Source organism: Mycobacterium sp. E735 (assembly GCF_001666955.1).
In the GTDB taxonomy this organism is placed as follows: domain Bacteria; phylum Actinomycetota; class Actinomycetes; order Mycobacteriales; family Mycobacteriaceae; genus Mycobacterium.
Genome location: NZ_LZIX01000077.1, coordinates 1 through 25,616 on the forward strand (window position 1 = coordinate 1; position 25,616 = coordinate 25,616).

Below are 25,616 nucleotides of genomic sequence, written 5' to 3' on the forward strand. Positions count from 1 at the left end.
CGTCCAGCGCCGCCTGCGCCTCCGGGACACGGGCGCCAAGCATGACCGCGGCCATGATCGGCAGCATGATCGCCGCCAGGATCAGCAGCCGCAGCAGTGACCCCGCGCCGCCGCCCTGCGCGGTCAGCGCGCCGAGCCCCGACAGCCGGTCGGCCACATGGGCCACCAAACCGGCCAGCATCGAGGCGGTGATCGTGACCAGGATGGTGCGCTGCTCGCCTTTGCCGATCAACTGGCCGCCCGCAGGCAGCAGGGTGTGCCGCAACAGCAGGTAGCCGATGATCGCGCCCGCCAGAAAGCCGATGCCGTTGGCCAGCCCCAGGTAACCGGCCACCAGCTTGGGGTCATCGGTCAGGCGCGGCGCCAGCACGGATCCGACGATCTTGACGGCCGTGATGACGAGGATGATGACGATCGGCGTCCAGGGTTGCTCGCGCGCGTAGAAGACCCGCAGCTGCAGCAGCACCAGACCGTAGGGGATCAGCGTGAATGCCGACAGCGCGATCGCGGCGCCGAGGTATCCGGCGTCGACCCCGCCGAAGTGACCGTAGGCGAACAGGGCGCTGCCGATCGCCGGGCCGCCGACGGTCATGACCGCGACGATCGGGATCAGCGTGATCAACGTCAGGCGGGTGGCCAGCGACAGGTCGGCCAGCACGGCCTTGGTGTCGTCGGCGGCGGCGTTGCGGCTCAGCCGCGGCATCACCACCGTCAGCACCGTGACGCCGATCATGCCGAACGGCAGCATCAGGACCAGCCAGGTGTAGTTGTAGATCGCGGGGCCCGACGCCGCCGCCGTGCTGGCGATCTGGTTACCGACCACCAGGCCGAGCTGGCTGATCAGCACGTAGAGCACCATCGCGGCGGCCATGGTGCCGAAGCGCTTGAGCCGCTCGTCGATTCCCCAGAGGGGACGCAGGTCCACGCGTTCGCGGCGCAACGCGACCAGCAGCACCGCGGTCTGCGCGAACACCCCCAGGGTGGTGCCGATGCCGAGGACCAGCAGCTTGGTGTTGCCCATCCGCACGGGGTCGACCGACAGCTCACCGGGGACGGCCGCATACCCCGCCAAGGTCGCGAGCGCGACGACGTTGTTGACGACCGGCGCCCACGCCGTTGGGCCGAACACGTTGCGGGTGTTCAGGATCGCCATGAACACCGACGTGAGGCCGTAGGCGAGCACCTGGGGGAGCAGCAGGTAGGCGAACGCGGTCGTCAGCGGCTCGTTGACCTGCGGAGCCCGGCCCAGCATCAACCGGACCAGCAGCGGCGCGGCGAGCACCGACAAGGCCGTCGCCAACACCAGCAGCGCAGTGGTCAGCGTGACCAAGCGGCGTACGAACGCCGCGCCCCCGTCGGGGTCGCTCTGCTCGGCGCGGGCCAGCACCGGCACGAAGATGGCGGTGAAGGTCGCCTCGAGGACGAGCGCGGCGACCAGGTTGGGCAGCTGGTTGGCCACCGAGAACGCACTGGACAGCGCGGCGCCCAGGATCGCCGCCAGAAGTACGACCCGGGCGAAACCCGTGAGCCGGCTGACCAGCGTGGCGAAGGCCATCGCCCACGACCGCGACACCAGGGCGGAATCGGAGAGTTCGGGCCGTCGGCGGTCAATCCCCGCGGGGACCGGCGGCAGGGGACCCGTGGGCGGCGAGCCCGGATTGTGCGGACGCCGCGGCGGCTCTGGCAGGCGGTGGGATTGCGGTGCTGCGGCCTGCCGGTGGGCGGGCTTCATACGCGGTGCTCTTGCTCGACCCGGTCATCGGCCTCGTCGTCGAACCCCGCGGATCGGGCACCGGGCGGGTCGGGCCGGTCCAGGTCGGCGGGGTCGGGTTGGCCGCGGAAGCGGTGCCACAGGCGGCGTCCCGCCAACAGCACCAGCACGGCCGCGGCCGTCAGGGTGATCGCGAACAGCACCTTGCCGTAGGCGTTGGAGTGCACCGACAGGCGCACCGGGTCGCCAAGCCGCAGGCCGTCCGGGGTCCGCAGCGACACGTCGATGGCGACCCGCTGGGTGAAGTTCACTTCGATCGGCACCCGCAGCGGCAGGTAACCGGGCGGCAGCTCGATCTGTCCGACGTCGGTGACCGTCATGCCTGGCGGGGCGTCGACCTGCAGCCGGACCCGGATCGGGACGGCCAGGCCGTTGTGCAGCGCCAGCGGCAGCGGGCTGTGCTCGGTGGCCAGGGTGTAGGAGCCGCCCGGGTTGACGATCGTGACCGCGCCGAACAGGTCATTGATGGTCTTGCCGACGACGGCCAGGCGCTGCTGGGCCATGCCGTTGCGGGTGTCGGGGGGCTGGGATTCGCTCAGCGCGCGCAGCATGTCTTCGCGCAACGGGGCGGTGTATTGGATGCCCGTCAGGCCGGTGCGTTCGTCGGTAGTCAGGGCGGACGTCAGGCCCCAGAGCCGGCCGACCTGTCCGGTGACCAGTGCGGTGACGTCGTCGCCGAAGCGGCCGCGCGCGGAGGTGTAGGCGCCCACCTGTTCGGACGGCTCGGTGCGTGCCGCGGCCTCCGCGATGACCGCAGGCAACGGCCGGGGGATCGCCAGGCCGGACCGGATGGTGGTGGTCAGCGCGGTCAGGATGACGTGCGCGTCGTCGGCCTGCAGGTTCCACGTCGCCGGCGGGACCAGGACCTGCGTACGGGGCGCGTCGTCCTGCCGCAAGGCGTGCCAGAACATGGAACCCAGGGCGTCCTGGCGGCGCGCGGTCACCGAGTCGTGCGCGAGCCGGACGGTCAGCGAGGAATCCAGATAGGTGGGCACCGAGGGCGAGCTGCCCGTCCCGGCCAGCGCCGCGCCCACCGCCGGGTCGAACGGGGCGAGCACGACTTGCGGGGACAGCCGCTGGGGCGCGGTGTCGACCGTGCTGTCCGAGGTCCCTTGTCCGTCCGGGGCGGACAGTTCGGCGGCGGCGATGGCGACGGTGCTTTCGTTGCCGCTGAGCAGGTTGACCGCGCGGTTGGTCAGCGGGCCGTCGGGCAGCAGCGTCGCCCCGCGGACGGAGGCCACGTCCAGGATGCGGTCGACAATGCTGTTGACGCCGGTGGTCGCGGTGGCGCTCAGCCCACGATCGTTGACGCGCTGCAGCGCGTCGAGGTCGGCTTGCGCATAGGGCAGTGGCGCCACGCAGGTGCGGTGCGCCAGGGCGCGGAGTCGGTTGAGCCACTCGGCGGCAGCCGCCTGTCCGGCGCCGGCGTGGGTCGGGGTGCCGGGGAGCTGCGCGGGCCCGTCGGGTGAATCGGACACCACGTAGCCGGCGGTCATCGCGTTGACGGTGACGAGCAGGTCGGGGTCGACGGCCAGACACAGGGCTCGCCCGACCGCGCCGTCGGGGTCGACATCGTGGCTGGTGGCCACCTCGGCCGCCGAAAGCAGAATGTCCAGCCGACCGCCGCTGGCCAACGAGGTAGCCAGGTCGTCGTCGACGAGGCGGACCGGGATGGTGCCGCCGGGCACGCCGGGGGCCAGCCGGGGCCGGTCGGCCAGCGGCCACAGCATGGTCAACCACACGGGTTTGGAGGTGTCGGGCGCTACGGCGGAGCCCAAGTCGCCGCCCTGATCGGGCGGCACCCCGACGACGGGCAGCAGGAACCGCGCGTTGTCCAGCCGTGCGGGGGCGCCGTAATCCGGCGTGCCGTTCACGTTGACCAGGACGGGATAGATCCCGGGCGCATCGATCCCCAGCGATTGCTTGGTCAGCGAGCGCAGCGGAGCCGACAGGGTGAAGCCGACTTGTTGTCCGCGCTGCAGTTCGGGAGCGACCGTGAGGAAGTCGGCGGCCGGTTGGTACTGGTCCGTGTCGCCGTCCAGGGTGGTCCGTAAGCCCGCGGACGCGGTGACGGCACCCGCGTGTTCGAGCCGGACCATCACATCCCGGACGGGGCGGTCGCCGATGTTCGTCACCATGCCGGTGACGGTGACGACGGGCTGACTCGACGTGGTGACCACGTCCGGCGTGACTTGGTCGATGCGGACCCGGACGAACGGCGTGACGCCGGGTTCTTTGGCGGCCGCGCGCGGCATTGCGGGCCAGGTGAGCACCGCGAAGCCGGCCACGATGCCGATCACTGCCGCGAGGCGCAACAAGCAGAGTCGGGATGTGGTCACGGCCCGGGCCCGTGGCCGTTCTTCCGGCCGGTGGCCGGTTTGTCGGCGTGCCGGGTGCGCGAGTGGGTTTGCGGGCGGCGCCGCGGAGAAGTGGGTGGCAGCGGCGGCAGGGCGGCGGGCCCGTCGGTCTGGAGCTTGTCGATCAGCTCGTCGGCCACCCGGGCCAGCCGCCGTTCGTCGGCGTAGGCCAGCTTCGACGGCAGCTCGTGCACCGGAACCCAGGCCACCTCGGCCACCTCGAGGTCCTCGTCGGAGAGCTCGCCGCCGGAGAAGCGCAGTAAATAGTGGTGCACCGTTTTGTGCACCCGGCGGCCGTCGGTGACGAACCAATAGTCGATCCGGCCCAGGGCGGCCAGCACGCTGCCCCGGATGCCGGTTTCCTCGGCCACCTCTCTTATCGCGGTCTGCTCGGCGGTCTCACCCATTTCGATGTGCCCCTTGGGCAGCGACCACAGCATCCGACCACGCCGATCGATGCGGCCGATCAGTGCCGCGACCAGTGAGTCGCGCGGCCCGTCGAGGCCGTCGACGACCAGTCCGCCAGCAGATGTTTCGTGCACGGTCCGCAGCCGATCCGGCCCGCGACGAGGCGAACGGGATCGGTGCGACTTCGTCGCCGTCGAGTCGGCGGGCGCTTGGCCGTTCGTCTGGTTCTCGGTCGAACTCGCAGCGCCACGGCCGCGCCGCCGCCCCCGGCGCCGACGTGGCTTGCCCTGTTCGCCGTCCGACACCCAAGCGATAGTAGCTGGCACGGCATAGTCTCCCTGGACATACTCGCCGCTAGCCGACCTGCGATGGCTCAGGACCGAATGCGTCCGGTCAGATCGGGCCGATCGCGTTGGCGATGGCGAAAGCGGGAATGAAGATCAGGAGTGAGAGCGGCCCGGAGAGGCTGCCGAGCATCATCCCGCGGCCGATCTGCCCGATTCTTCCCGGTCCCCGCGCGACGAGGGCGCCGACGCCGATGTAGAGCAGCGCTGCCGGCAGAACGACAAACACCAAGGGCCACATCGGCAGAACAAACAGCCAGGTGACGAAATCCACGACGAAGACGTGCAGGATGGCTACTGCGAATGTCAGTGGGCCGTACCGGTTGTCTGTCATCAGCGCAGGACCAGGTAAGCGAATATCGCGGCGCCCGCGAGCACGGCGACCGAACAGCTCATGGTGCTGACGCCAAGGCCGCGCTTCCGCTGCGATGACGACCTGAGGAGCGCGGCGCCGAAAAGCAGCGACACCAACGTCGTCAGGACAGCGGCGGTCAGCATCCATGCCCGCTCACCGGCGTACGCGCTGTGCGTGTCGAACGGCCACTTGCCCAGCAGCCACATGGCGACAAGCAACAGCGCCAGTATCAGTTGGACGACAAACGGCGCCGACCATGTCGCGGCGCGCCAGGCGTAGGCGTCCAAGAAGTCCACTCGCTGAGAACTCGACATATTGCTCATGAATCGCAGAACCGCATTGCCGCGCCGTTTTCACCCTTCCCCTTGCGCAACGGTACTGCGGCGCGCCGGCCGGTCAATTCAACGCCGATGCGCGCCGACGATGGCCACGACCCGTGCGCGGCTCCTCACACGGGCTTTTCGGCCCGGCCTACTAGGCTGATCGAACGTGTCCGACGCCGATATGCAGCTGCTTGCCGCCGCCCAGGTCGCCCTGAACCAACATGCGGGCATGCTGCGCGAGCTCGGCTCGGCGTTCGAAGGCTCGGGTCACGAGTTGTACCTCGTCGGCGGTTCGGTGCGAGATGCGCTGCTGGGCAGGCTGAGTCCCGACTTGGACTTCACTACCGACGCCCGCCCAGAGCAGGTTCAACAGATCCTGCGGCGATGGGCCGACAACGTGTGGGACACCGGCATCGAGTTCGGCACCGTCGGCGTCGGCAAGGGCGGCCATCGCCTGGAAATCACCACATTCCGCGCGGACGCCTATGACCGGGTCTCGCGCAAGCCCGAGGTGCAATTCGGCTCGAGGCTTGACGACGATTTGGTGCGCCGCGACTTCACGGTAAACGCGATGGCCGTGCGCATCACTCCCGAGGGGCCGGGTGAATTCCTCGATCCGCTGGGCGGTTTGGCCGCCCTGCGCGACCGGGTGCTCGACACCCCGGCCGCCCCGTCGGTGTCCTTCGGCGACGACCCGCTGCGGATGCTGCGCGCGGCGCGGTTCGTCTCGCAGCTCGGCTTTGCCGTCGCCCCGCGGGTGCGCGAGGCGATCGAGGAGATGGCGCCCGAGCTGGGCCGGATCAGCGCCGAGCGGGTTGCCGCCGAGCTGGACAAGCTGTTGCTCGGCGACGACCCGGTGTCCGGCATCGACCTGTTGGTGCAGACCGGCATGGGGGAGGTGGTGCTGCCCGAGGTCGGCGGCATGCAGATGGCGATCGACGAACACCATCAGCACAAGGACGTCTACCAGCATTCGTTGACGGTGCTGCGTCAGGCGATCGCGCTGGAGGACGACGGACCAGATCTGGTGCTGCGCTGGGCCGCGCTGCTGCACGACATCGGCAAGCCCGCCACCCGGCGGCACGAGGCCAACGGCGGCGTCAGTTTCCATCACCACGAGGTAGTCGGGGCCAAGATGGCCCGAAAACGGTTGCGCGCGTTGAAGTATTCCAAGCAGATGGTCGACGACGTCTCGCAGCTGGTGTATCTGCATCTGCGGTTTCACGGCTACGGCGAGGGCAAGTGGACCGATTCCGCGGTGCGCCGCTATGTCACCGACGCCGGGCCGTTATTGCCACGGCTGCACAAGCTGGTGCGCGCCGACTGCACGACGCGCAACAAGCGCCGGGCCGCGCGGCTGCAAGCCAGCTATGACCGGCTGGAGGCGCGGATCGTCGAGCTGGCCGCGCAGGAGGATTTGGCGCGCGTGCGGCCCGACCTCGACGGCAACCAGATCATGGAGTTGCTCGGCATTCCCGCGGGCCCGCAAGTCGGTGAGGCGTGGCGCTTCTTGAAAGAGCTGCGGTTGGAGCGCGGTCCGTTGACGGTCGAGGAGGCGACCGCGGAACTGCTGAGCTGGTGGCGCTCGCAGGGGAACCCGTAGCGGTGATCGCGCGTCGGATCGTGCATGGATTACTGCATGGCAGGCGACGAAGGCACCGCTTCTATTTGGCAGCACGACCTCGACCTCGACCTCGATGGTGACGGCCGGTTCGACGCTTTCGGGCTGGACTTCGACGGCGACGGGCTGCGCGACGACGCCTTCGCGGACCTCGATGGTGACGGCATCGCCGATCACGCGGTGCTCGACCTCGACAACGACGGCTCTCCCGAGGCGTACTTCACCGACGACGGATCGGGGACGTGGGGTGTCGCCACCGAACAGGGCCGGCAACTGCGCTGGTTCGGCCTTGACGGTGTCGAGCACACCGGCGGCCCGCTGGTCGACTTCGATGGCCACGGCGGCGCGGACGATCGGCTGTTCGATAGCGACGGCGATGGGCTGGCGGACCGGGTGCTATGCGCCGGCGAGGGCGGCGCGACCGAATACGTCGACACCGACGGCGACGGCAAGTGGAACGTGCGGCTGACCGACAGCGATGGGGACGGCTTGGCTGACGGCGCGTCCGCGTTGTAGCGGCTCGGGACCCAACGTGAATTGACCGCTGCCCGCGGCGTATTTAGCCTGGTCAGTAGCGGCGCGGGGATCGCCGCGTGGATCGGAAGGGGTGGCAGTGTTCGTCGACACCGATCTTTTGCACTCCGGGGGCAACGAATCGCACCGCGCCGGGGGGCACGCGCAAGAGGGAGCCGACCAGCTCGCGCGAGGGCCGCTGGCGTCGGGGATGTTCGGTGACTTCGCAGCCGCCGATGCATTCCACGAGGCGGTCACGGTTGCGCATGGACAGCACGTGCAGATCCTCCAGGGTCACAAGCAGACGCTGACTGATGTCGGTTCGAAGGCGCACACTGCGGCCAAAGGGTTCACGAGCATGGACGAGCAGAACGCCGGTGATATGGCCGCGGTGCGGCCGAGCGCCGGCTCAGCGCCGCGATTTTGATCGCTCGGCCTCAGCGGGTAGGTGGGCGGAGATGCGTTACTCGGTGGGATCGTGTTGAAGCGCTATCTTGCGGTGTTGATGTGCAGTGCCGTGGATGATTCAACGGAATTACTCGGCACGGACTGAGCGGGGCTGCATGGGGGATCTTCCTCCAAACTTCGGTGGAGAACGCCAGTTATCCCGCCGCCTGGTCAACGGCAGCCGCCCTATCCGCCCCAACCTTCGAAGCGTCCAATGACATGGCTGGCGATCGCACTGGCATCGATTGCGGTTCTGCTTGGCGCTGGTGCCCTCGTGGTGGCGGTTACGCGGTCTACGAATAACTCCATCGTGAGCTCATCAGTCACGTCAGCACCGCCGACGCACGCATCTGCGGATTCGGGTGGCGCACAAAGATCTTTGCGACGTCTACACCGTGGCCTCATGTGCTGTCCAGATAGAAACGAACGGCGACAACCCGGCATTGTCTGGCATCGCAGTTGTCAACGGAGCGCTAATGCTGGAACACGTGGTGGGCGCGCATCCCGAGATGTCGCCTACCGATCGAGACGCTGCCCTGGCGCTGGCAGAGGCTTACAGCAGATCTCAGGCGACGACGGCCACGGTGCAGCAACGTGATATCCGTTTCGGCAGTCAACGATCAGTGATGTCAACAACAAGGACGCTGCGATGAAGAGAGTTTGCGGCGGCTGAATCGCTGGCAGGCAAATGGATTCCGCCGCATGCCCGACGGCCGGCCATGTGACCCTGCCCGCACCAGCCGTCCGTCGTCACGAGGCCATCGTTGTGCATGTTTGTGTCGTGGAGGTGCAACGGGGGTGGATAATTTAAGGGAATGGCCTGCAAGTTGCACAGGAATGGGAGGAGCTGCATGGGGGATCCGCCTCCAAGCTTTGGTGGGATACCACCTATAGGCTCGCCGCCGGGGGATTGGCAGCGCAGCTATCCACTCCAACCCGCAAGGCGGCCACGCACGTGGCCGGCGGTCGCCCTGGCGGCGATTGCCGTTGTGCTGGGCGTTGTTGCGGTAGTTGTGTCATCTACACGGTCTACGAAGCACTCCACCCCAGAGCCGGCGACCGCCTCCGCGGCACCGACGTACACACCATCCGAGACGGCTGCCGCGCACAAGAAACTTTGCGATGTCTACGACCTGGCCGCACGAGCGGTCCAGATAGAGACAAACGGTGCAAGCCCGGAGCGGGCTGGCATTGCGACAGTAAACGGCGCCGTCTTGCTGGGGCAAGTGTTGAATGATTCTCCCGCGATCCCGCCAGGTGATCGCGGCGCCGCCGTTGCCCTGGCAGAGGCATACAGCAACGCTGCTGCCGTGGCGAGCTTTGGAGATTCAGCTCAGTGGCAGTCGACAATTGCCGACGTCAATGCCAAGGATGCGGGCATGAAAAGAGTGTGTGGAGGGGGCTGAATGGCCGATTACGTTAGCGGCCGACCACGTTGTAAACGGTCGCGCTGACATCTTCCGCGCCCCGCTCTTTGCGAGGCCGTCGAGCCATCCGCACGAGCCCGAGATCGACTGCAAGACGAGTTACCTTAAGGGGTGACCGGGTAAATGCAACGACGCAGCCGGCTCGGATCGAAGATGAACGAACGCAACCGCGACTCGCGGTGAATTGCTGCCTCTCCTTTGGTTGGCTCAGTATGGAAGTTGAAGGACTTACGAGCGGATCGTGACAGTCTGGACGGTCGCCACGACCTAGAGGAGGGGCATGGTGGGGAACAGGCCCGGGGGTACTGCTCATGAACAGACTGCGCACAGACCTCGGGGGAATTGGCCACCGAATAATTGGGCGCAGCCAGCATCACGCTCATTCCCATGGCAGGCGATCGCCTTAGCGCTTACCGCTGCCATAGCGGTTGGCGCTCTGATCATTGCCCTTGCGCGCCCCACGGTCACGGGCACGAGTCCGTCTACCACCACTACAGCCCCAACGCCTGACCCCACGGCAATTGCTGCCGCTCAACAGCAGCATTGTGATGTTTATAAACTGGCGGCCCAGGCGGCTAAGGTCGACACCGCCGGAACAGACAAGGCGTTAGCACGCATCGCAACAACCAATGGCGCCCTATTGCTTGAGATGGCAGCGGCCGATCCGGTCCTCGACGCGAAGCACCGCGACGCGGCGCACGCAGTAGCTATGGCATACGGCACTCTTACCGCCAAAGGCAGCGCTGGCGTCGCGACCGATGCCGACTATCAGGCGGCGCTTAGTGACGCAATCTCGAAAGATGCCGCCATGAAAAAGGTTTGCGGTGGCGGTTGACCTTCCCCCCGGCAAGTGGACAGCGGCGTTGATCGGACCGTGGTGGCCTATGCCATCAACGACCCTGCGCGGCGGCGCTCAGCATTGGAGCCAAGCGTGCGCGGAGCAGCAGTTCTTCTCGCAGGGCCTCCGTAGTCAGTGGATGATGATTGCGGCAAGTAATCAGGGGCACACAGCGGACGACCTCATATCCAGATACCAGCAAGACGAGAAATTTCATCTGGACCTCGCTGAGAAGTACCAGGCCAAGTCGGCAGCCTTCGACTCCAGCGCTGACGCAATCGACTACCTTCGAAGCAGATTGACCGACATAGCAAATGCGGGAAATCACGAGATCGATCAAATTCTCGCCTCGAAAAAGCCACTGCCCGAGCAGGTCTTGGAGGTACAGGCCGTCCAGTTGCGTTGCAACGGCGATGCTGCGAACGCGAGCATGACTGCGGGCGACAAACTCGTGGCAGCCACCCAGAAAATTCTCGATGTTGAAGGAATTGGTGCTGACGCCCGGACATGGGCCCGTCAAAACGGTTTCAATACCGGCGATGTGCGCCCACCCCAGCAGATTGGCGAACATGACCTGAGTGCACCCACTCACTCCGCCTTCGGTGGAAGCCAAGGGCCTGGCGCATCGACCGCAGGCGGAGGCGGGCCGTCGAGTGCTCCCGGGCCCGCTGGTTTCGGCGGCGCGCAGGGGCCGGGGTCGTCATTGCCGGGCGCGGCCGCGCGGCCTGCACCATCGCCGGCTGCTTTCGGTGGTATGCAGGGGTCTGTTGGGCAGGTGCCAGGCGGACAACAAGCACTGACATCGCCAGGTGTTCACGTGCCCAGCGGTGGCGGATCGATGGCGCCGGGGATGTCAGGCTTAACGGGTAGCCCGACTAGCATGTCGTCCGCCGGCCTGGGCCAAGGCGCCCCGCCCAACTTGGCGCAGTCGTTCGCATCCGGAATGGCCACGGGTCAACCGGCAGGCGCTGGCGCTCAGGGGATTTCGGCGGGGGCAATAAACGCGATGGAGTCACCGCCGCAAGCCGGTCCGCCGGCGGGGACGCCGCCTGTTGCACCGACTTCACCCAGTGCGGGGGTATTTATCCCGACGGGCACGCCAGCGGATACGCCCCCGCCTGCCGCTCCGGCGCCGCCTACCACAGGGGGAACTGCGCCTGTTGCGCCAGTTATCACCGGGAGCGCATGGTCGGGGCCGGCAGCGCCGGTATCTGGTGGCCCGAGCATCCCGGCTGGCTCGTTGCCCGCGTATGGCTCCGACCTGCGACCGACGGCCGCCGCGCCTCCGGCGATGCCTTCCGTCCCGACGGGGCCGGTCTCCGGCGCGCCGGTCGCCCCGTCGGCCGCATCCTCCCCGTCGGCGGGTGGGCCGCTGGTTTCGCCAGTGGAACGTGGAGCGGCCGCGACCGCCGCCGGGCACGGGGGTGCAAATTCGTCCAGCATGGTGGGCGCATCCGCGATGTCGGCCGCGGCCGGTGGGACGGCGGGCGCGGTTTCCAGTAGAGCGGCCGAGCAGCAGCGCTTACAACGGCTCGTCGATGCGGTAGCGCGCCAAGAGCCGCGAATTTCCTGGGCGGCCGGTTTGCGCGATGACGGCACCACGAGTCTGCTGGTCACCGACCTCGCCGGCGGATGGATACCGCCGCATGTCCGACTGCCGGCCCATGTGACCCTGCTCGAGCCAGCAGCACGCCGTCACGGCGCCAGCGTCATGGACTTGCTCGGAGCGGTCGTCGTCGCCGCGGCCCATGAGCACAACACCTACGTCGCCGAATCCGACCCGGAGGCGCCCGCGCTGAGCGGTGATAGACCGGCCCGTTCGGCCGCGCCCCACGTCGATGAATTGGGACCAGCGCTCGTGGAAGCTGTCCGTCGCCGCGATGGTCTGCCGCGAATCGCGCAGGCTATCGCCGCGCCGGCGGTACGGAATACGGGCGTGCTCGACAGCGAAACTGAGCTTTTACGCAGGTGCATTGTCGAGATACAGGATTCGGTTCTCTCGGCGTATCCGGATCACGACGCGGCGGCGGTCGCAGACTGGATGCTGTTGGCGGCTATCGAGGCCCTGATAGATGGGCATCAGTATCTCGCGAACTATCACATGGCGTGGTTCGCCGTAACCAGCATCTAGGGCAGTGCGCGATTCGCGAATTGCAGAGTGAATAGCGAATGTAGGCAGCTATGCCAAACTGATTAGGTAGCCGATCGCGAGTGTGTGAGCGCACACAAAGCGGTCGTGGGTTCTGGGGAGGTGTAGGCATGACCGGAGGCGATGGCACCGTCAAGAGCTCCCCGTGGATCCTGGGCGGGTTGTCCGGTGCGCCCGAAGCGCCGACGCCAATGCCCTTCCCGGTGTCCGCAGGTGGAACCAGCCCGACCGACGGGTGGCGAGGAGTTCTCGAAACCGCCGCCAACGGCGGCGTACCAAAAGACGCCGCCGACGCGGCAGCCGCGGACGCGGACCGCCGTGCACGCGCCGCCGATGCCGCCGCGAAATTCCCCGCCAACGAAGCTGAATCCCAGCAGCAGATGCAGAACGTGGGCCAGCAAGCGCCACAGATGATGCAACAGATGCTGCAAAGCATCACGGGAGCACTCGGTGGCGCGGTCGGCGGCATCATGGGCCCGTTGACGCAGCTGCCGCAACAGGCGATGCAGGCCGGCCAGAGTGCGCTCCAGCCGCTGATGAGCGCGGTTCAGGGCGGCGCTCACGGTGCCGGCCTCGCCGACGAGTCACATCTGGTTGACAGCGTCGGCCCAGGCGCCGGAGCCGGCGGCGGCGCGGGGTTGGGCGGTGGGGGCGCGGGTCTCGGTGGCGGTGGGGGCACAACCCCGGCCAGCTCGCTGGGTCCGCCTCCCGTGCCGAGTTCCTCCCCGCCGACGACTCCGGCCGGGGCCGCGAAGGCCGTCCCCACGCCACCGGTCAGTGGCGCGCCGACGATGTCCGGGCAGACCGGCATGGGTGGCATGGGGATGATGCCCCCCGGCGCGATGGGCGGGCACGGCGAAGGCGGCAACAAAGACAAGCCGCCCGAGAAGCGCATCTCGGCCCCGGGCGTCCCTAACGGCCAGCCGGTCAAGGGTCGCCTGACGATGCCACCCAGCGCTCCCGGTCCCAAGCCGGGCGAGGAAAAACCCACCGTCGTCACCAACCGGCCCAATCGGCGAATCGTGATCATGCCCGCCGAGGACGAGCCGAAGGAATAGCCCGCGGCTGCAGCGCCATTCCCACTCCGCCCGGAGGTGAGTGGTTGGGGCATGCGTCCGCCAGTAGTGTCGCTACGTAATCAAGCGAGTTCGGGTCACTCGTTATTGACAGCGGAACCGCGGATTCGTGCATGCTATTGACACGGGTTTTCCGCGGCCAGAGGGTGTGGGAGTAGCTCGGGTGTCCAGGACGGATGGACGCAAAGGGGACCAGGGTGGGGCAGTCGTTGACTGATCCGCTGACGATGCAGGCGGTGACGGCGTTGGCTCGTGGCCACGGCTTGTTCGCGCGCGAACTCGTCGCCGCTCCGGTCGCCGGCGCACACGAACAAGTCGAATTCAGGACCGACGGTCTTCCCACCGCCGCGGCGAAACGGTCGGCAAGCGCAATGGATGAATTGCGCCGATCCGCCGGCACCGACCGCATGCTCGCGCGAATCCTCGCGACGGCGCGTGCCGGCCACGGTGACTCACGAACGGCGACGCGGCGAGTCCTGGACGACGCGATGGCCGACACGACGTCACCCGCAGATACCCCGCTGGCCCGCCGCGAGGCGATGGCCCGCATGGCGGCCAGGCTGCGCACCCAGCACCGGCACATCCTGAACACCCGCCGACGGGCTCGGCTGCTGGCCCTTCGAATAAGGCGGCTGCGCTACCGACAAAGGCGGACAACAATGCGAGGCGAGCAGGGCGGCGGACGACCGGCGGTGGTCGCGGCGATCCGCAAAGCCTTGGATATCAAGGGCATCCACGACCCTGCGGCGCGCGCCCGCTGGGAGCGCGGCATGGATCTGGTGGCACGCCGCGAGTCCAACTACAACGCCGGCGCGGTCAACGACTGGGACTCCAACGCCGCGCGGGGCACGCCGAGCAAGGGCGCCTGGCAGTTCATCGGGCCAACCTTCGCGGCCTATCACGAGCCGGGAACGTCCCGCGACATCCACAATCTCGTGGCGCAGGCGTGCGCGTTCATCAACTATGCGATGGGCCGCTACGGCGTCTCCGCCGACGCGTCGAACCTGGCCGATCGGATTCAGCAGGCCGATCCTCGCCGAGCACCCAAGGGGTACTGAGCATGCCGCTGAGCTTGTCGAACCGCGACCAGAATTCCGGTCATCTGTTCTACAACCGACGATTGCGGGCGGCGACCACCCGGTTCTCGGTGCGCATGAAGCACGACGACCGGAAGCAGACCGCCGCGTTGATGTTGTCGATCCTGTTGGTGGCCATCGCCTCCGGGTGGATGCTCCTCCTGAACGTCCTGAAACCTACTGGCGCCGTGGGTCAATCGGCGATCATCGGCGACCGCGACTCCGGCGCCGTCTACGCCCGCATCGACGGCCGGCTCTACCCGGCCCTGAACCTGACATCCGCACGGCTGGCCACCGGCACGGCGAACCCACCGACGTGGGTCAAGCGCAGCGAGATCGCGAAGTATCCGACGGGCCCGCTGATCGGTATCCCCGGCGCCCCGGCGGCGATGCCGGTGAACCGCGGGGCGATTTCGGCGTGGGCCGTGTGCGACACGGCCGGCCGCCCGCGCAGCGGGGAGAAGCCGGTCGTCACGTCCATCGCGGGCCCGCTCAACGGGGGCGACCGCGCGGCACCGATGGCCGAGGATGCCGGTGTGCTCGCGACGTTCGAGGGCAATACGTACGTGATCTGGGGCGGAAAACGCTCACAGGTCGATCCGGCCAGCAGGGCGATCACCCTAAGCTTGGGGCTGGACCCTGGAGTGACGTCACCGGTGGAGATTTCGCGCGCCCTGTACGACGGGCTGCCGGCGACCGAGCCACTGCGGGTCCCCGACGTCCCCCAGGGGGGCACGCCGTCGACCTGGGTTTCGGGATCACAGGTGGGCGCGGTGTTGCAGGCCCAAACCGCCGGCGGCGGCAAGCAGTTCTATGTGCTGTTGCCCGACGGGGTGCAGAAGATCACGAGCTTCGTCGCCGATCTGCTCCGCAGCGCCAACTCCTACGGGGCCACGGCACCCCGGGTGGTGACCCCCGACGTGCTGGTCAACATCCCGCAGGTGAATTCCCTGCCCGTCGACTACTACCCGACCAAGCGCCTGAATTTCGTTGACACTGAGGCTAATCCGACCACGTGCGTCGGTTGGGAGAAGGGCTCGACGGATCCGCAGGCCCGCGTCGTGATCTACAACGGGCGGGGGCTTCCGGTGTACTCCTACCTGGACGACAGGATCGTGCACCTGGTGCGCGACGACCGCGACCCGGCATCCGTGGTCGCCAACCAGGTCCTGGTGCTGCCGGGAGCGGCGAACTTCGTCACCTCGACGGGCGGGGTGATCACGTCGGATTCCCGGGAATCGATGTTCTGGGTGTCCGACAACGGCGTGCGGTTCGGCATCGCCGCCAACGACGACACGATGCGTGCGCTCGGGCTCGATCCGGCCTCGGCGGTGCAGGCGCCGTGGCCGTTGCTGCGCACTTTTGCTGCGGGCCCGGAATTGTCGCGGGAGGCCGCGCTCGTGGCGCGCGACACCGTGCCGGCGCTCGGCAAGGCCGCTGTCGTGACGACGTCGGCGAAGGTGGGAGGTTAGGGGATGTCCAAGAAAGCGTTTCCCATCAACCGGGTCAAGATCGAACCGCCCAAACCCGTTCGGGTAGCACCGAATGCGCCGATCGCCCTGCCGGAGCGCGAGCCGCGCAACATCTGGGTGATGATCGGGGTGCCGGCCCTGATCGTCGCGCTCATCGGCACCATCGTCATGCTCTACGTCTCCGGGGTGCGAAGCCTGTCCACCGGGTTCTTCCCGTTGATGGGCATCGGCGCGTTCAGCATGCTGGCGTTCTCCGGGCGGTTCGGGCGCGCGCGCAAGATCACTTGGGGCGAAATGGAAAAGGGCCGCCGCCGCTACCTGCGCGACCTCGACAGCAACCGCGACGAGATCCAAAGCGCGGTCTGCGCGCAGCGCGAATGGCAGAACGCGGTGCACTCGGATCCTCGCGGGCTCGGAGCGATCATTGGCGGCCCGCGGATGTGGGAACGCGGTCGTGGTGACACGGACTTCCTGGAGGTGCGGCTCGGCACCGGTGTGCAGCACGCACCCGACTCGGTGCTGTCGGTCACCTGGCCCGACATCGCCTCCGATGAGGAACTCGAACCCGTCACCGGACAGGCGCTGCGCGATTTCATCCTGGAACAGCGCAAGATTCGCGACATCGCCAAGGTGGTCAACCTGCGGTCGGCGCCGGGCTTCAGCTTCGTCGGCGAAGACCTCGACCGAATGCGCTCGCTGCTGCGGTCCGTGCTGTGCTCGCTGGCCGTGTTCCACAACCCGCGCGACCTGAAATTGATGGTCGTCACCCGCAATCCGGAAGTGTGGTCGTGGATGGTGTGGCTGCCGCACAACCTGCACGACGAGCTGTTCGACGCATGCGGCTTTCGGCGGCTGGTGTTCGCCACCCCTGAAGAGCTGGAGGAAACCCTCGGCGCAGAGCTGCACATGAAAGGTAAGCGCGGCGCGTGGACGCCGATGGCGGCGGCCAGTCCGACCGCGATGGGATCGGCCCTCGAAACCGGCTCCACCACAGTTGATCTGGGTCCGCACCTGGTGATCGTCGACGACAACACCGGCAGCCCCGACGCGTGGGAGAGCGTGGTCGGTCAGGTCGGCAAGGCGGGCATCACCCTGCTGCGCATCGCATCACGGGTGGGCACCGGGGTGGGGTTCGCCCAGGACCAGGTCTTCGAGATGACCGAGCGGCACGGCCCAACCGCCAACGGCGAAGTCAGATTCGGCTTCGGCCGCAACGGATTCGACGCCGACGGCGAAGACGGACGCCCGGCGCCCCTGCTGCGGGTGCGCGACAAATTCTTCGCCCACGCCGACCAGCTGTCGATTCACCGCGCCTACCGGTATGCGCGGGCGATGGCGCGGTGGTCACCGACGAGCCGTAGCGAGATCGCCGATTCGGCCGGCGGCGCCGCGGAGTTGCTGCGCGGGCTGGGCATCATCGACCCCCGCGAGCTGGACGTCGACCGGCTGTGGGCCGAGCGGCGCGGCCGCGGCGACGAGCGGTGGTGCGAAATCCCGGTCGGCGCCAAGCCCACCGGCGAGCTGCAGAACATCATCATTCGCGCGAAGGACTTCGGCGGCTTCGGTTTTCACTCCGTGGTCATCGGCACCAGTGGCTCGGGCAAGTCGGAGTTCTTCCTCTCGCTGGTGTACGGCATTGCGCTGACGCACTCCCCGGAGACGTTCAACGTCATCTTCGTCGACATGAAGTTCGAATCGGCGGCCCAGGACATCCTGGGCATCCCGCATGTGGTCGCCGCCCTGTCGAATCTCGGCAAGGACGAGCGGCATCTGGCCGAGCGGATGCGCCGCGTCATCGACGGCGAGATCAAGCAGCGCTATGAGTTGTTCACCTCGGTGGGTGCCCGCGACGCCAACGACTACGAGGAGATCCGGCTCGCCGGTCGCGATCTCCCCCCGGTGCCCGTCCTGCTCGTCATCGTCGACGAATACCTGGAACTCTTCGCCAACCACGAGAAGTGGATCAACCTGATCATCCACATCGGGCAGGAGGGCCGCGGCGCCAACGTGTTCTTCATGTTGGGCGGGCAGCGCCTGGACCTGTCGTCGCTGCAGAAAGTCAAGTCCAACATCGCGTTCCGTATCGCGCTGCGCGCGGAGTCCGGCGACGACAGCCGCGAGGTGATCGGGTCGGACGCCGCCTACCACCTGCCGTCGAAGGAAAACGGCTTCGCGCTACTGAAGGTGGGGCCGCGAGACCTGGAACCGTTCCGGTGCTTCTACCTCTCGGCGCCCTTCGTGGTGCCGAAGGCCAAGGAGGTGTCGACCACGGTCGACATGACGTTGACCAAGCCCCGGCTCTACAACTGGCTGTATCAGCCGCTCGAGGAATCGGACGCAGCGGCGCTCCAAGCGGCCGCCGCCGTCGACGCCGAACCCGACGAATTCCTCTACCACGACGACGGTTTCAAGAGAAAGAAGATCGTCGACGTGCTGCGGGAGTCGCTGCATCAGGTCCCACACCGGTCACCGCGGCGGCCGTGGCTGGAGCCGCTGGAGGACCCCGAGCCCATCGATACCCTGGTGGCCGCCTACCGGGGCAAGCCGTGGCATGTCGACTACGGCGAGAACCCGGGGCTGATGTTCCCGGTGGGCGTGATGGACATCCCAGAAGAGTCCAAGCAGGTGGTCCACGCCGTCGATGCGCTGCGCAGCAACGTCATCGTGGTGGGGGCCAAGCAGCGCGGTAAGACGACCACCCTGATGACGCTGATGTCCTCGGCGGCAACGATGTACACCCCGGCGCGCGTCACGTTCTTCTGCATCGGCGGTGCGACCCTGGCGCAGGTGGCCTCGCTCCCGCACGTCACCGACATCGTGTCACCGAAGGACGCCGAGGGCATCGAGCGGATCTTGAGCAGCATGGACGCCCTGATCGACGCGCGCGAGGACTCGTTCCGGCGGCTGAGGATCGACCTCGACGGCTTCAGGGAGCGCCGGTTCGGTCCGGGGAGCGACGGCCTGGGCGGCACCGACCCCAACGACCCGTTCGGCGACGTCTTCGTGGTGGTCGATGACTATGACGACGTCTACTCGAAAGACACCATCCTGGGCGATCGGATCATCTCGCTGAGCAGCCGCGGTCCCGAGTACGGCGTGCACGTGATGTGCAGCGCCGGCGGCTGGATCCACGGCCAGCGGCAGAGCCTGTTGCAAAACGCCACGGCGCGAATCCAATTGCGGCTGGCCGACCCGAGCGAGAGCCAGATGGGGCATTCGTCCCTCGAGTCGCGGGACGCCGCGCGGCGGACGCTGAATCGTCCGGGCTTCGGACTGACCGACAGCCTGCACGAGTTGCGCATCGGGGTACCGGCCCTCTCCGACCCCGCGACCGGCGCGCTGGTGAGCATCGTCGACGTCGGCGCGCGGATCGCCGATGTGGCGGGCGTGACGAAACACGCGACGCTGCAGCGGCTTCCGCAGCGGGTGGAGTTGCGGGCGATTCTCGAGTACGCCGCCGCACATCCGAGCGGTGACGACCTGTCCATCGCTTTCGCGATCGGGGAGCGCCATGAACTGGGCCCAGTTCCGCTCAAGCTGCGGGAGAGCCCAGGGCTGATGATCCTGGGCCGGCAGGGCTGCGGGAAGACGCTGTCGCTGGTTTCCATCGGCGAGGCGGTCATGAGCCGGTTCAGCCCGGAGGAGGCGCAGCTGACGCTGATCGATCCGAAGACGGCACCGCACGGTCTGCGGGATTTGAGCGGACCGGGGTATGTGCGGGCGTATGCCTATGACCAAGACGAGATCGATGAGGTGATCACGGCGCTCGCACAACAGATCCTGCTGCCCCGGCTGCCCCCCAAGGGACTGAGCCAGGAAGAGCTGCGTGCGCTCAAGCCCTGGGAGGGGCCACGGCATTTCGTGCTGATCGACGATGTCCAAGACCTGCGTCCCGATCAGAGTTACCCGCCCAAACCGCCGGTGGGGGCGGCGCTGTGGAAGCTGATGGAACGTGCCCGGCAGATCGGGCTGCACGTGTTCACCACCCGCAACAGCGCGAACTGGGCGACGCTGCAGATGGATCCGTGGATGAGGTTCCAGAACTCGGCAAAGGTCGCGCAGCTCTACATGGACAACGACCCGCAGAACCGGATCAACCGGATGGTCCGGGCCCAAGCGCTGCCGCCGGGGCGCGGTCTGATGGTGGGCGCCGACGGCGACGTCGAAGGTGTGCTGGTCGGGATGCCGGCTACCGCGCTGCAGCAGTAGCGGCCGTAACCGGCCGCCGCAACGGCGTTTTCACCCCAACGCCGACCCGGCGAGGTAGCCCGCGCGGCCACCAGAACCAACGGCCCAGCAGCGCAACGATGGCCGGCACGACGAACGCGCGCACGACCAGGGTGTCCAGCAACAGCCCGACCGCGATGGTGCTGCCGATTTGAGCGATGCTGAGCACGCTGCTGCTGAGCAATGCCAGCATCGTCAGCCCGAAGACGATGCCGGCCACGGTGACCACCCCGCCCGTGCCACCGAATGCGCGGATGATGCCGGTCTTGAGGCCCGCAGACGCTTCGTGTTTGATGCGCAGCGCCAGGAGGAGGTTGTAGTCCGCGCCGACGGCGATCAGCGCGATGAACGCGATCGGGGCGACGGCCCAGTGCAGATCGTGGTGGAGCAGGTGTTGCCAGATCAGCACGCTGGCCCCGACCGCCGACGCGTACGAGGTGACGACCGTCCCGACGACGACCAATCCCGCGACTGGGCTGCGCAGCATCGCCGTGACGATCAAGAAGATGAGGACCAGCGCGGCGCCGACGAGCAGCTTGGTGTCGGCTGCGACGAAGCGCTGCAGGTCGGCAGTCACCGGGCCGACGCCGGCAAGGTCGACCTCCACCGGCGTCAGGGTGCCTTCCTTGGTGGCCTCTTTGATGGCGGCGCGGACCAGGTCCGCCCGCTTGGCGCCGTCACCGCCCCACTCCGAGCCTTCGCCATAGACGAGTAGGTAAGCCGCGCGGCCGTTTTCGGAGAGCAGGTGGCCCAACGCGGCGGTGTAGCGCGGATCCGTCAACGCCCGTTGCGGCAGGTAGAAGTCCGCCGCCGCACTGCCCTGAAACTGCGTCGCGATCTCGTCCAGGTAGTCGGTCAACTGTCGCATTTGCGGTCCGAGGGTGTCCGACAGGCTCAGCAGGTCATGGGTAGCCGAACGTGCCTGCGCCAAAGCGGCTTTCATCGACGCGACGCTCTGGGGCAGGCTGGCCATCGCAGCGGCGGCCGTGTTGGAGCCGCTGGTCAACTTCGCGGTGCCCGCGTCCAGGCGTGCCGAGGTCCGCACCAGGCTGTCGACCGGCTGAAGCACTCGATCGACCGTCGAGCAGATGGGATTGCCCGCACAGTCTGGGGTCCGCCCGACGAAGTCCCGCAACGGGTCGAGATAGCCGGACACGGTCGTGACGTTGCGCTGCAGCCCGTCCATACCGGCGCGCATGTCTTCGGCGGCACCGGACATGTCGGCCAATCCCGCACTGCCACCGCGTAGTCCATTTCCGAGGCCGTCGATGGCAAGCTCCGTCCGCGCCAGCGCGCCGTCCAGTTCGGAGACCCGCTTCAGGCGTTGGGCCAGCGAGTCGACGGTGTCCCCGAACTGACGCCCGAGCACGCCCGCCTGATAGGTCAACGTTGCCTGTTCGGGAACCTTGCCGTCGGGCCGGCTGGCGGATTGCACCGCGCGCACGCCCGGTACGGCCATGATGTGGCGCGTGATTCGCTCGATGGCTATCAGGCCGGCCGGGTTGCGCAGGTCATGGTCGGCCTGGATCGCGATGACATCGGGCAACAGCGCATTGGCGGCGAAATGCCGGTCGGCACTGACGTAGCCGCGGTTGGAGTCGGTCGACGACGGCGTGGCGGCGGGTTCGTTGAAGCCGACCCGGAATCCGCCCAGCGGTAGGGCAATCAAGAGGGTTAACCCGCCCGCGGTGGCCAGGATCGGCCCCGGCCAGCGCGCGACCGCCGTGCCGACGCGCCGCCAGCGTCGCGCCGTCCTTGACGGGCGTGGTTCGAGGTAGCCCCGCCGGATGGCGAGGCTCATGAGTGCGGGCGTCAGCGTCAGCGCCGCGACCATAGTCACCACAATGCCGATGGCGCAGGGCAATCCGGCGCTCCGGAACGACCCGACATTGGCGAACACCAGGCACGCCAGCGCCACCGACACGGTCAGCGCCGACCCGATCACGACGGGGGCGATGGAACGGTAGGCCTGCGTCAACGCCTCGGTCGGTGCGACGCCGCCGCGGCGCGCCTCGTGGTAGCGGCCAACCAGAAAGATGGCGTAGTCGGTGCCCGCACCCAGCGTCATGGCCGCCATGAGCGCAACCGAAAACAACGATACTTCAACCACATTGGACTGGCCCAGGGCGGCGACGACGGCGCGGGCCAAGGCCAGGGCGAGCCCGACGGAGATCAGCGGAATTCCGGCCGCGATCGGGGATCGATACACCATCAACAGCAAGAGCAGGATGAGACCGATGGTGGCGGCGGTGATTCCGAGCATCTGTCGATCGATCGCGGAGAATTCGTCGACGATGGTGGCGCCTGGTCCGGTGACATGGGCTTCGAGGCCGGCCGGCGGCGCGAGCTTCTGGATGGTGGCGCGGACAGCGTTCACCGAATCGCGCGCCTGCGCCGTGCCCAGCATTCCGGCCAGCCGGACCATGACGCTGACCGCTCGCCCGTCGGAGCTCTGCGCACCGGCGGCCGTCGCGGGCTGTGACCACAGGTCCGTCACCGCATAGACGTGCCGCCGGTCGGAGCCCAGCGCCGCGGCCAGCGCCTCATAGAACTGCCGGTCGCGTGGGGTCAGCCGTTGATTGCGTTCCAGCACAACATAAACGAAGTTGTTGCTCGGCGTCTGGTCGAACAGCTGAGCGGCACGCGAGGCCGCGACGGCACTCAGCGCGTTGGTGGGCATGAAGGATCGGGCATGTGAGTCGACCACCCGCTCGAGTTGGGGAACGGCCAGGTTGGCGGCACCGGCCGCCAGGACCCACAGCCCGACGATCAGGACCGCGTACCGAGCGGTGAATCGCGAGATCAGTCCCGGAATGTCATGCAACGGTCTGCCGATCGCCGCTCGGTCCGCCGAAGAGACCCACCGCCACATGCTCGCCGCGCGTCAGCGAGCGCACTCGCAGCGACCGCCGGGAGCCGATCCGCACCAGTGCGTGCAGCCCGGGTTCGGCGGTTTCGAGATCGGCCCGCACCTGTTCGGCAGCCACGCCCTCGTGCGCGGCCTGGTCCAGCTTGGCCACCAGCATGGTCATCCAGCGCTGTCCCAGCGAAAGCAGCAGGCCCTCCTCGCCACCGAACAACCGGGATATCTCGGGTGAGTCGGCGACCACCGCGAGCGCCCGCTCGGCGTCGGCCTCGGCGGCTTTGATCACTTCGGCCATGAAGGCCATTCGGTCGTGCAGCAGTGTCCATGTCATGACTGAAACGCTAGGAAAACGGTGACCCCTTGCGCGTCGTGCCGAAGTGCAGTCTTTGCCTCCTACCACGGGCGGAGGCGATTGCCGACCACGGCATGATGTCCGCAGGTGGCGTACTCTTTTACGATTGGACGATGTTGCGTGCTGCAACGGGATACCTGCGCGAACAGTTTCGCCGACGAAGTGAGCTGATTCCGGTCGGCATCACCTGGGCGTCGTTCGTAGCCGTCGACGCCAACGAGGTGGCGGGCGGGGTGATCGCGATTCTGCAGCGGCCCACCGCTGACCTCCCCGTCGCGGTGGCCGCGTTCGCGTTGTCGATCTCACCCACGTTGTTGTTCTTCTTCCGCAACATGAAGCTGAGTCCGCTGCTGATGTGGGCGACCTGGTCGACGGCCACGGCCATGCTTCTGTTCGGAACCTCGACGCCCATCCACGCCGATTTCGCTCCGGCGCTGCTGGTGATGATGGTGCTGTCGGTGACGACGCTGACCTCCGTCATGGGTGGCCTGTTGGCCGCCGCCTCGGCGGCGGCCATGCTGCTCGCCGCGTCCGCGCTGCACCGCTTGGACGCGGTGGTGCTGTACCTGGGTTTCGTCGGTGCGGGGTGGCTGCTCGGCTACATCATGCGGACTCAACGGCTGCTGCTGGCCGAACAGATCGAGGCGCAGAAGCTGTTGGCCGAGCACGCCGCCGCCGATGAGCGGCGTCGCATCGCCCGCGAGGTGCACGACGTGATCGCCCACTCGCTGAGCATCACCCTGCTGCACGTGACCGGTGCGCGCCGAGGACTGCAGCAAGACCGCGACGTCGACGACGCGGTCGAGGCGCTCGAACAGGCCGAGCGCCTGGGCCGGCAGGCGATGGCCGACATCCGCCGCACCGTCGGACTGCTGGACAACTCGCCGACCAAGGCGGCCCAAACGACGCCCGAACCCGGGATGGACGATGTGGGGGTCCTGGTCGCGGACTTCCAGCGGGCCGGCCTAAACGTGACGCTGAGCATCGACGGAGCCACCGAACGCGTCTCGGCGGCGGTCGGTCTGGCGCTGTACCGCATCGCGCAAGAATCGCTGGCGAACATCGCCAAACACGCGCCCGACTCGAAATCGGCGGTGACGCTGGCGGTCTCGTCCGCGTCGGCGAGGATCACAGTCGACAACCGGTTACCGGTGGCGATCGCGGCCCCGCAATCCGCCGAGGGCCGCGGCCTGCGTGGCATGCGCCAGCGCGTCGAGCTGCTGGGCGGGGCGATCGACGCCGGGCCGACCGAGGATGGATGGTCGGTGCGCGCCGACATCCCGCTGCACGAGGGTGACACCGGATGGCGCCCGTGGTGGTGCAAGGCGTGATCCCGAACATCGCGGAAATCCCCGAAATCAGCGTCCTTCTCGTCGACGACCAGGACCTGGTGCGGTCGGGGTTGCGCCGGATCTTGCGCCGCAAGGACGGCTTCGTCATCGTCGCGGAATGCGCCGACGGTGACGAGGTGCCGGCCGCGGTTGAAGCACATCGACCCGATGTGATCGTGATGGATCTGCGCATGCGCCGGGTCGACGGCATCGAGGCGACGCGCCGGCTCGGGGGGACGCCGCCGGTCCTGGCCCTGACCACCTTCAACGAGGACGAGTTGCTGTCCGAGGCGTTGCGCGCCGGGGCGGCCGGGTTCGTGCTCAAGGACTCGTCCGCCGAGGAACTGATTCGCGCCGTGCGCGCGGTTGCCAGAGGCGACAGCTACCTGGATCCCGCGGTCACCGCGCGCGTGCTCACCACGTACCGCAAAGCCGCTCCCGGTCCGCGCGGCACGGCGATCGGCGGATTGACGACTCGCGAGCTCGACGTGCTCACGTTGATGGGCAAGGGTCTGTCCAACGGCGAGATCGCCGACGAGCTCTGCATTTCCGGCGTCACGGTCAAGAGCCATATCGGCCGAATTTTCGGAAAACTCGATCTGCGGGATCGGGCGGCGGCGATCGTGTACGCCTACGACAACGGCATCGTCGTTCCGCGCTGAG

20 protein-coding genes are annotated in these 25,616 nt (G+C 67.7%); 12 read left to right on the forward strand and 8 right to left on the reverse strand.

Annotated features, from left to right (window positions below):
• The 5 genes from A5704_RS06045 to A5704_RS06065 all read right to left on the reverse strand — a co-directional run.
• On the reverse strand, positions 1–1,732 hold a 1,732-nt coding region (locus A5704_RS06045), incomplete at its 3' end, for a lipid II flippase MurJ (RefSeq protein ID WP_231968847.1).
• Entirely contained in the window at positions 1,729–4,110 is a 2,382-nt protein-coding gene (locus A5704_RS06050; protein WP_067784024.1) for a hypothetical protein, read from the reverse strand. The genes A5704_RS06050 and A5704_RS06045, both read right to left, overlap by 4 nt.
• Positions 4,107–4,841: an NUDIX hydrolase gene (locus A5704_RS06055; RefSeq protein ID WP_067753215.1), complete on the reverse strand. Its 735-nt coding sequence runs from the start codon at positions 4,839–4,841 to the stop codon at positions 4,107–4,109. The genes A5704_RS06050 and A5704_RS06055 overlap by 4 nt, the downstream gene beginning before the upstream one ends.
• A gap of 88 nt (positions 4,842–4,929) precedes the next feature.
• Positions 4,930–5,214, reverse strand: a complete 285-nt coding sequence (locus tag A5704_RS06060; RefSeq protein WP_067753205.1) for a hypothetical protein — start codon at positions 5,212–5,214, stop codon at positions 4,930–4,932.
• Positions 5,214–5,456 (reverse strand): hypothetical protein, encoded by a 243-nt coding sequence (locus tag A5704_RS06065; RefSeq protein ID WP_067753230.1) that lies wholly within the window; start codon positions 5,454–5,456, stop codon positions 5,214–5,216. Before A5704_RS06065 ends, A5704_RS06060 begins: the two co-directional genes overlap by 1 nt.
• Positions 5,457–5,739: 283 nt before the next feature.
• Here A5704_RS06065 and A5704_RS06070 point away from each other — a divergent pair, with 283 nt between their 5' ends.
• The 5 genes from A5704_RS06070 to A5704_RS29075 all read left to right on the forward strand — a co-directional run bounded on the left by A5704_RS06070 (position 5,740) and on the right by A5704_RS29075 (position 10,401).
• A complete protein-coding gene (locus tag A5704_RS06070; RefSeq protein ID WP_156670063.1) occupies positions 5,740–7,161 on the forward strand; it encodes a CCA tRNA nucleotidyltransferase in 1,422 nt (473 codons plus the stop codon).
• 24 nt (positions 7,162–7,185) lie between these two features.
• Positions 7,186–7,695: a pullulanase gene (locus tag A5704_RS06075; protein WP_067887890.1), complete on the forward strand. Its 510-nt coding sequence runs from the start codon at positions 7,186–7,188 to the stop codon at positions 7,693–7,695.
• A 97-nt stretch (positions 7,696–7,792) separates the two neighbouring features.
• Entirely contained in the window at positions 7,793–8,119 is a 327-nt protein-coding gene (locus tag A5704_RS06080) for a DUF2563 family protein (protein WP_067887893.1), read from the forward strand.
• Between the two features lie 871 nt (positions 8,120–8,990).
• Positions 8,991–9,545: a hypothetical protein gene (locus tag A5704_RS29070; RefSeq protein ID WP_231968851.1), complete on the forward strand. Its 555-nt coding sequence runs from the start codon at positions 8,991–8,993 to the stop codon at positions 9,543–9,545.
• Between the two features lie 670 nt (positions 9,546–10,215).
• Positions 10,216–10,401, forward strand: a complete 186-nt coding sequence (locus tag A5704_RS29075) for a hypothetical protein (protein ID WP_231968857.1) — start codon at positions 10,216–10,218, stop codon at positions 10,399–10,401.
• Between the two features lie 55 nt (positions 10,402–10,456).
• On the opposite strand, the gene A5704_RS29690 is transcribed toward A5704_RS29075, so the two are convergent.
• Complete coding sequence (locus A5704_RS29690) at positions 10,457–10,975, reverse strand: hypothetical protein (RefSeq protein ID WP_369828428.1); 519 nt, start codon at positions 10,973–10,975, stop codon at positions 10,457–10,459.
• Between the two features lie 870 nt (positions 10,976–11,845).
• On the opposite strand from A5704_RS29690, the gene A5704_RS29695 reads away from it, so the two are divergent.
• From A5704_RS29695 to eccCa, 5 genes are all read left to right on the forward strand, one after another.
• Positions 11,846–12,535: a DUF5631 domain-containing protein gene (locus A5704_RS29695; protein WP_067887901.1), complete on the forward strand. Its 690-nt coding sequence runs from the start codon at positions 11,846–11,848 to the stop codon at positions 12,533–12,535.
• 128 nt (positions 12,536–12,663) lie between these two features.
• On the forward strand, positions 12,664–13,611 hold the full coding sequence (locus tag A5704_RS06100) for a hypothetical protein (RefSeq protein ID WP_369828429.1): 948 nt from the start codon (positions 12,664–12,666) through the stop codon (positions 13,609–13,611).
• Between the two features lie 245 nt (positions 13,612–13,856).
• On the forward strand, positions 13,857–14,687 hold the full coding sequence (locus A5704_RS06105; RefSeq protein WP_067887904.1) for a transglycosylase: 831 nt from the start codon (positions 13,857–13,859) through the stop codon (positions 14,685–14,687).
• A gap of 2 nt (positions 14,688–14,689) precedes the next feature.
• On the forward strand, positions 14,690–16,177 hold the full coding sequence (eccB, locus tag A5704_RS06110; protein WP_067887907.1) for a type VII secretion protein EccB: 1,488 nt from the start codon (positions 14,690–14,692) through the stop codon (positions 16,175–16,177).
• Between the two features lie 3 nt (positions 16,178–16,180).
• Complete coding sequence (eccCa, locus tag A5704_RS06115; protein WP_067887910.1) at positions 16,181–20,386, forward strand: type VII secretion protein EccCa; 4,206 nt, start codon at positions 16,181–16,183, stop codon at positions 20,384–20,386.
• Here eccCa and A5704_RS06120 read toward each other — a convergent pair.
• Positions 20,367–23,228, reverse strand: coding sequence for an RND family transporter (locus A5704_RS06120; protein WP_067887913.1), 2,862 nt, complete (start codon positions 23,226–23,228; stop codon positions 20,367–20,369). The two genes, eccCa and A5704_RS06120, sit on opposite strands and share 20 nt — an antisense overlap.
• Positions 23,221–23,601 carry a hypothetical protein gene (locus A5704_RS06125; RefSeq protein WP_067887916.1) on the reverse strand — a complete coding sequence of 127 codons (381 nt, stop codon included), beginning with the start codon at positions 23,599–23,601 and terminating at the stop codon, positions 23,221–23,223. The genes A5704_RS06120 and A5704_RS06125 overlap by 8 nt, the downstream gene beginning before the upstream one ends.
• A gap of 134 nt (positions 23,602–23,735) precedes the next feature.
• Here A5704_RS06125 and A5704_RS06130 point away from each other — a divergent pair, with 134 nt between their 5' ends.
• Both A5704_RS06130 and A5704_RS06135 read left to right on the forward strand, forming a co-directional pair.
• On the forward strand, positions 23,736–24,953 hold the full coding sequence (locus A5704_RS06130; RefSeq protein ID WP_067887950.1) for a sensor histidine kinase: 1,218 nt from the start codon (positions 23,736–23,738) through the stop codon (positions 24,951–24,953).
• Positions 24,926–25,615: a response regulator transcription factor gene (locus A5704_RS06135; RefSeq protein ID WP_067753161.1), complete on the forward strand. Its 690-nt coding sequence runs from the start codon at positions 24,926–24,928 to the stop codon at positions 25,613–25,615. The genes A5704_RS06130 and A5704_RS06135 overlap by 28 nt, the downstream gene beginning before the upstream one ends.
• Position 25,616 lies beyond the last annotated feature (1 nt).

Bases quoted from the DNA above. Each gene is read 5' to 3' on its own strand.
- A5704_RS06060 (WP_067753205.1), bottom strand. From the start codon at position 5,214: ATGACAGACAACCGGTACGGCCCACTGACATTCGCAGTAGCCATCCTG.
- A5704_RS06070 (WP_156670063.1), top strand. From the start codon at position 5,740: ATGCAGCTGCTTGCCGCCGCCCAGGTCGCCCTGAACCAACATGCGGGC.
- A5704_RS06075 (WP_067887890.1), top strand. From the start codon at position 7,186: ATGGATTACTGCATGGCAGGCGACGAAGGCACCGCTTCTATTTGGCAG.
- A5704_RS29070 (WP_231968851.1), top strand. From the start codon at position 8,991: ATGGGGGATCCGCCTCCAAGCTTTGGTGGGATACCACCTATAGGCTCG.
- A5704_RS29075 (WP_231968857.1), top strand. From the start codon at position 10,216: ATGGCAGCGGCCGATCCGGTCCTCGACGCGAAGCACCGCGACGCGGCG.
- A5704_RS29690 (WP_369828428.1), bottom strand. From the start codon at position 10,975: ATGTTCGCCAATCTGCTGGGGTGGGCGCACATCGCCGGTATTGAAACC.
- A5704_RS29695 (WP_067887901.1), top strand. From the start codon at position 11,846: ATGGTGGGCGCATCCGCGATGTCGGCCGCGGCCGGTGGGACGGCGGGC.
- A5704_RS06100 (WP_369828429.1), top strand. From the start codon at position 12,664: ATGACCGGAGGCGATGGCACCGTCAAGAGCTCCCCGTGGATCCTGGGC.
- A5704_RS06105 (WP_067887904.1), top strand. From the start codon at position 13,857: ATGCAGGCGGTGACGGCGTTGGCTCGTGGCCACGGCTTGTTCGCGCGC.
- eccB (WP_067887907.1), top strand. From the start codon at position 14,690: ATGCCGCTGAGCTTGTCGAACCGCGACCAGAATTCCGGTCATCTGTTC.
- eccCa (WP_067887910.1), top strand. From the start codon at position 16,181: ATGTCCAAGAAAGCGTTTCCCATCAACCGGGTCAAGATCGAACCGCCC.
- A5704_RS06125 (WP_067887916.1), bottom strand. From the start codon at position 23,601: ATGACATGGACACTGCTGCACGACCGAATGGCCTTCATGGCCGAAGTG.
- A5704_RS06130 (WP_067887950.1), top strand. From the start codon at position 23,736: ATGTTGCGTGCTGCAACGGGATACCTGCGCGAACAGTTTCGCCGACGA.
- A5704_RS06135 (WP_067753161.1), top strand. From the start codon at position 24,926: ATGGCGCCCGTGGTGGTGCAAGGCGTGATCCCGAACATCGCGGAAATC.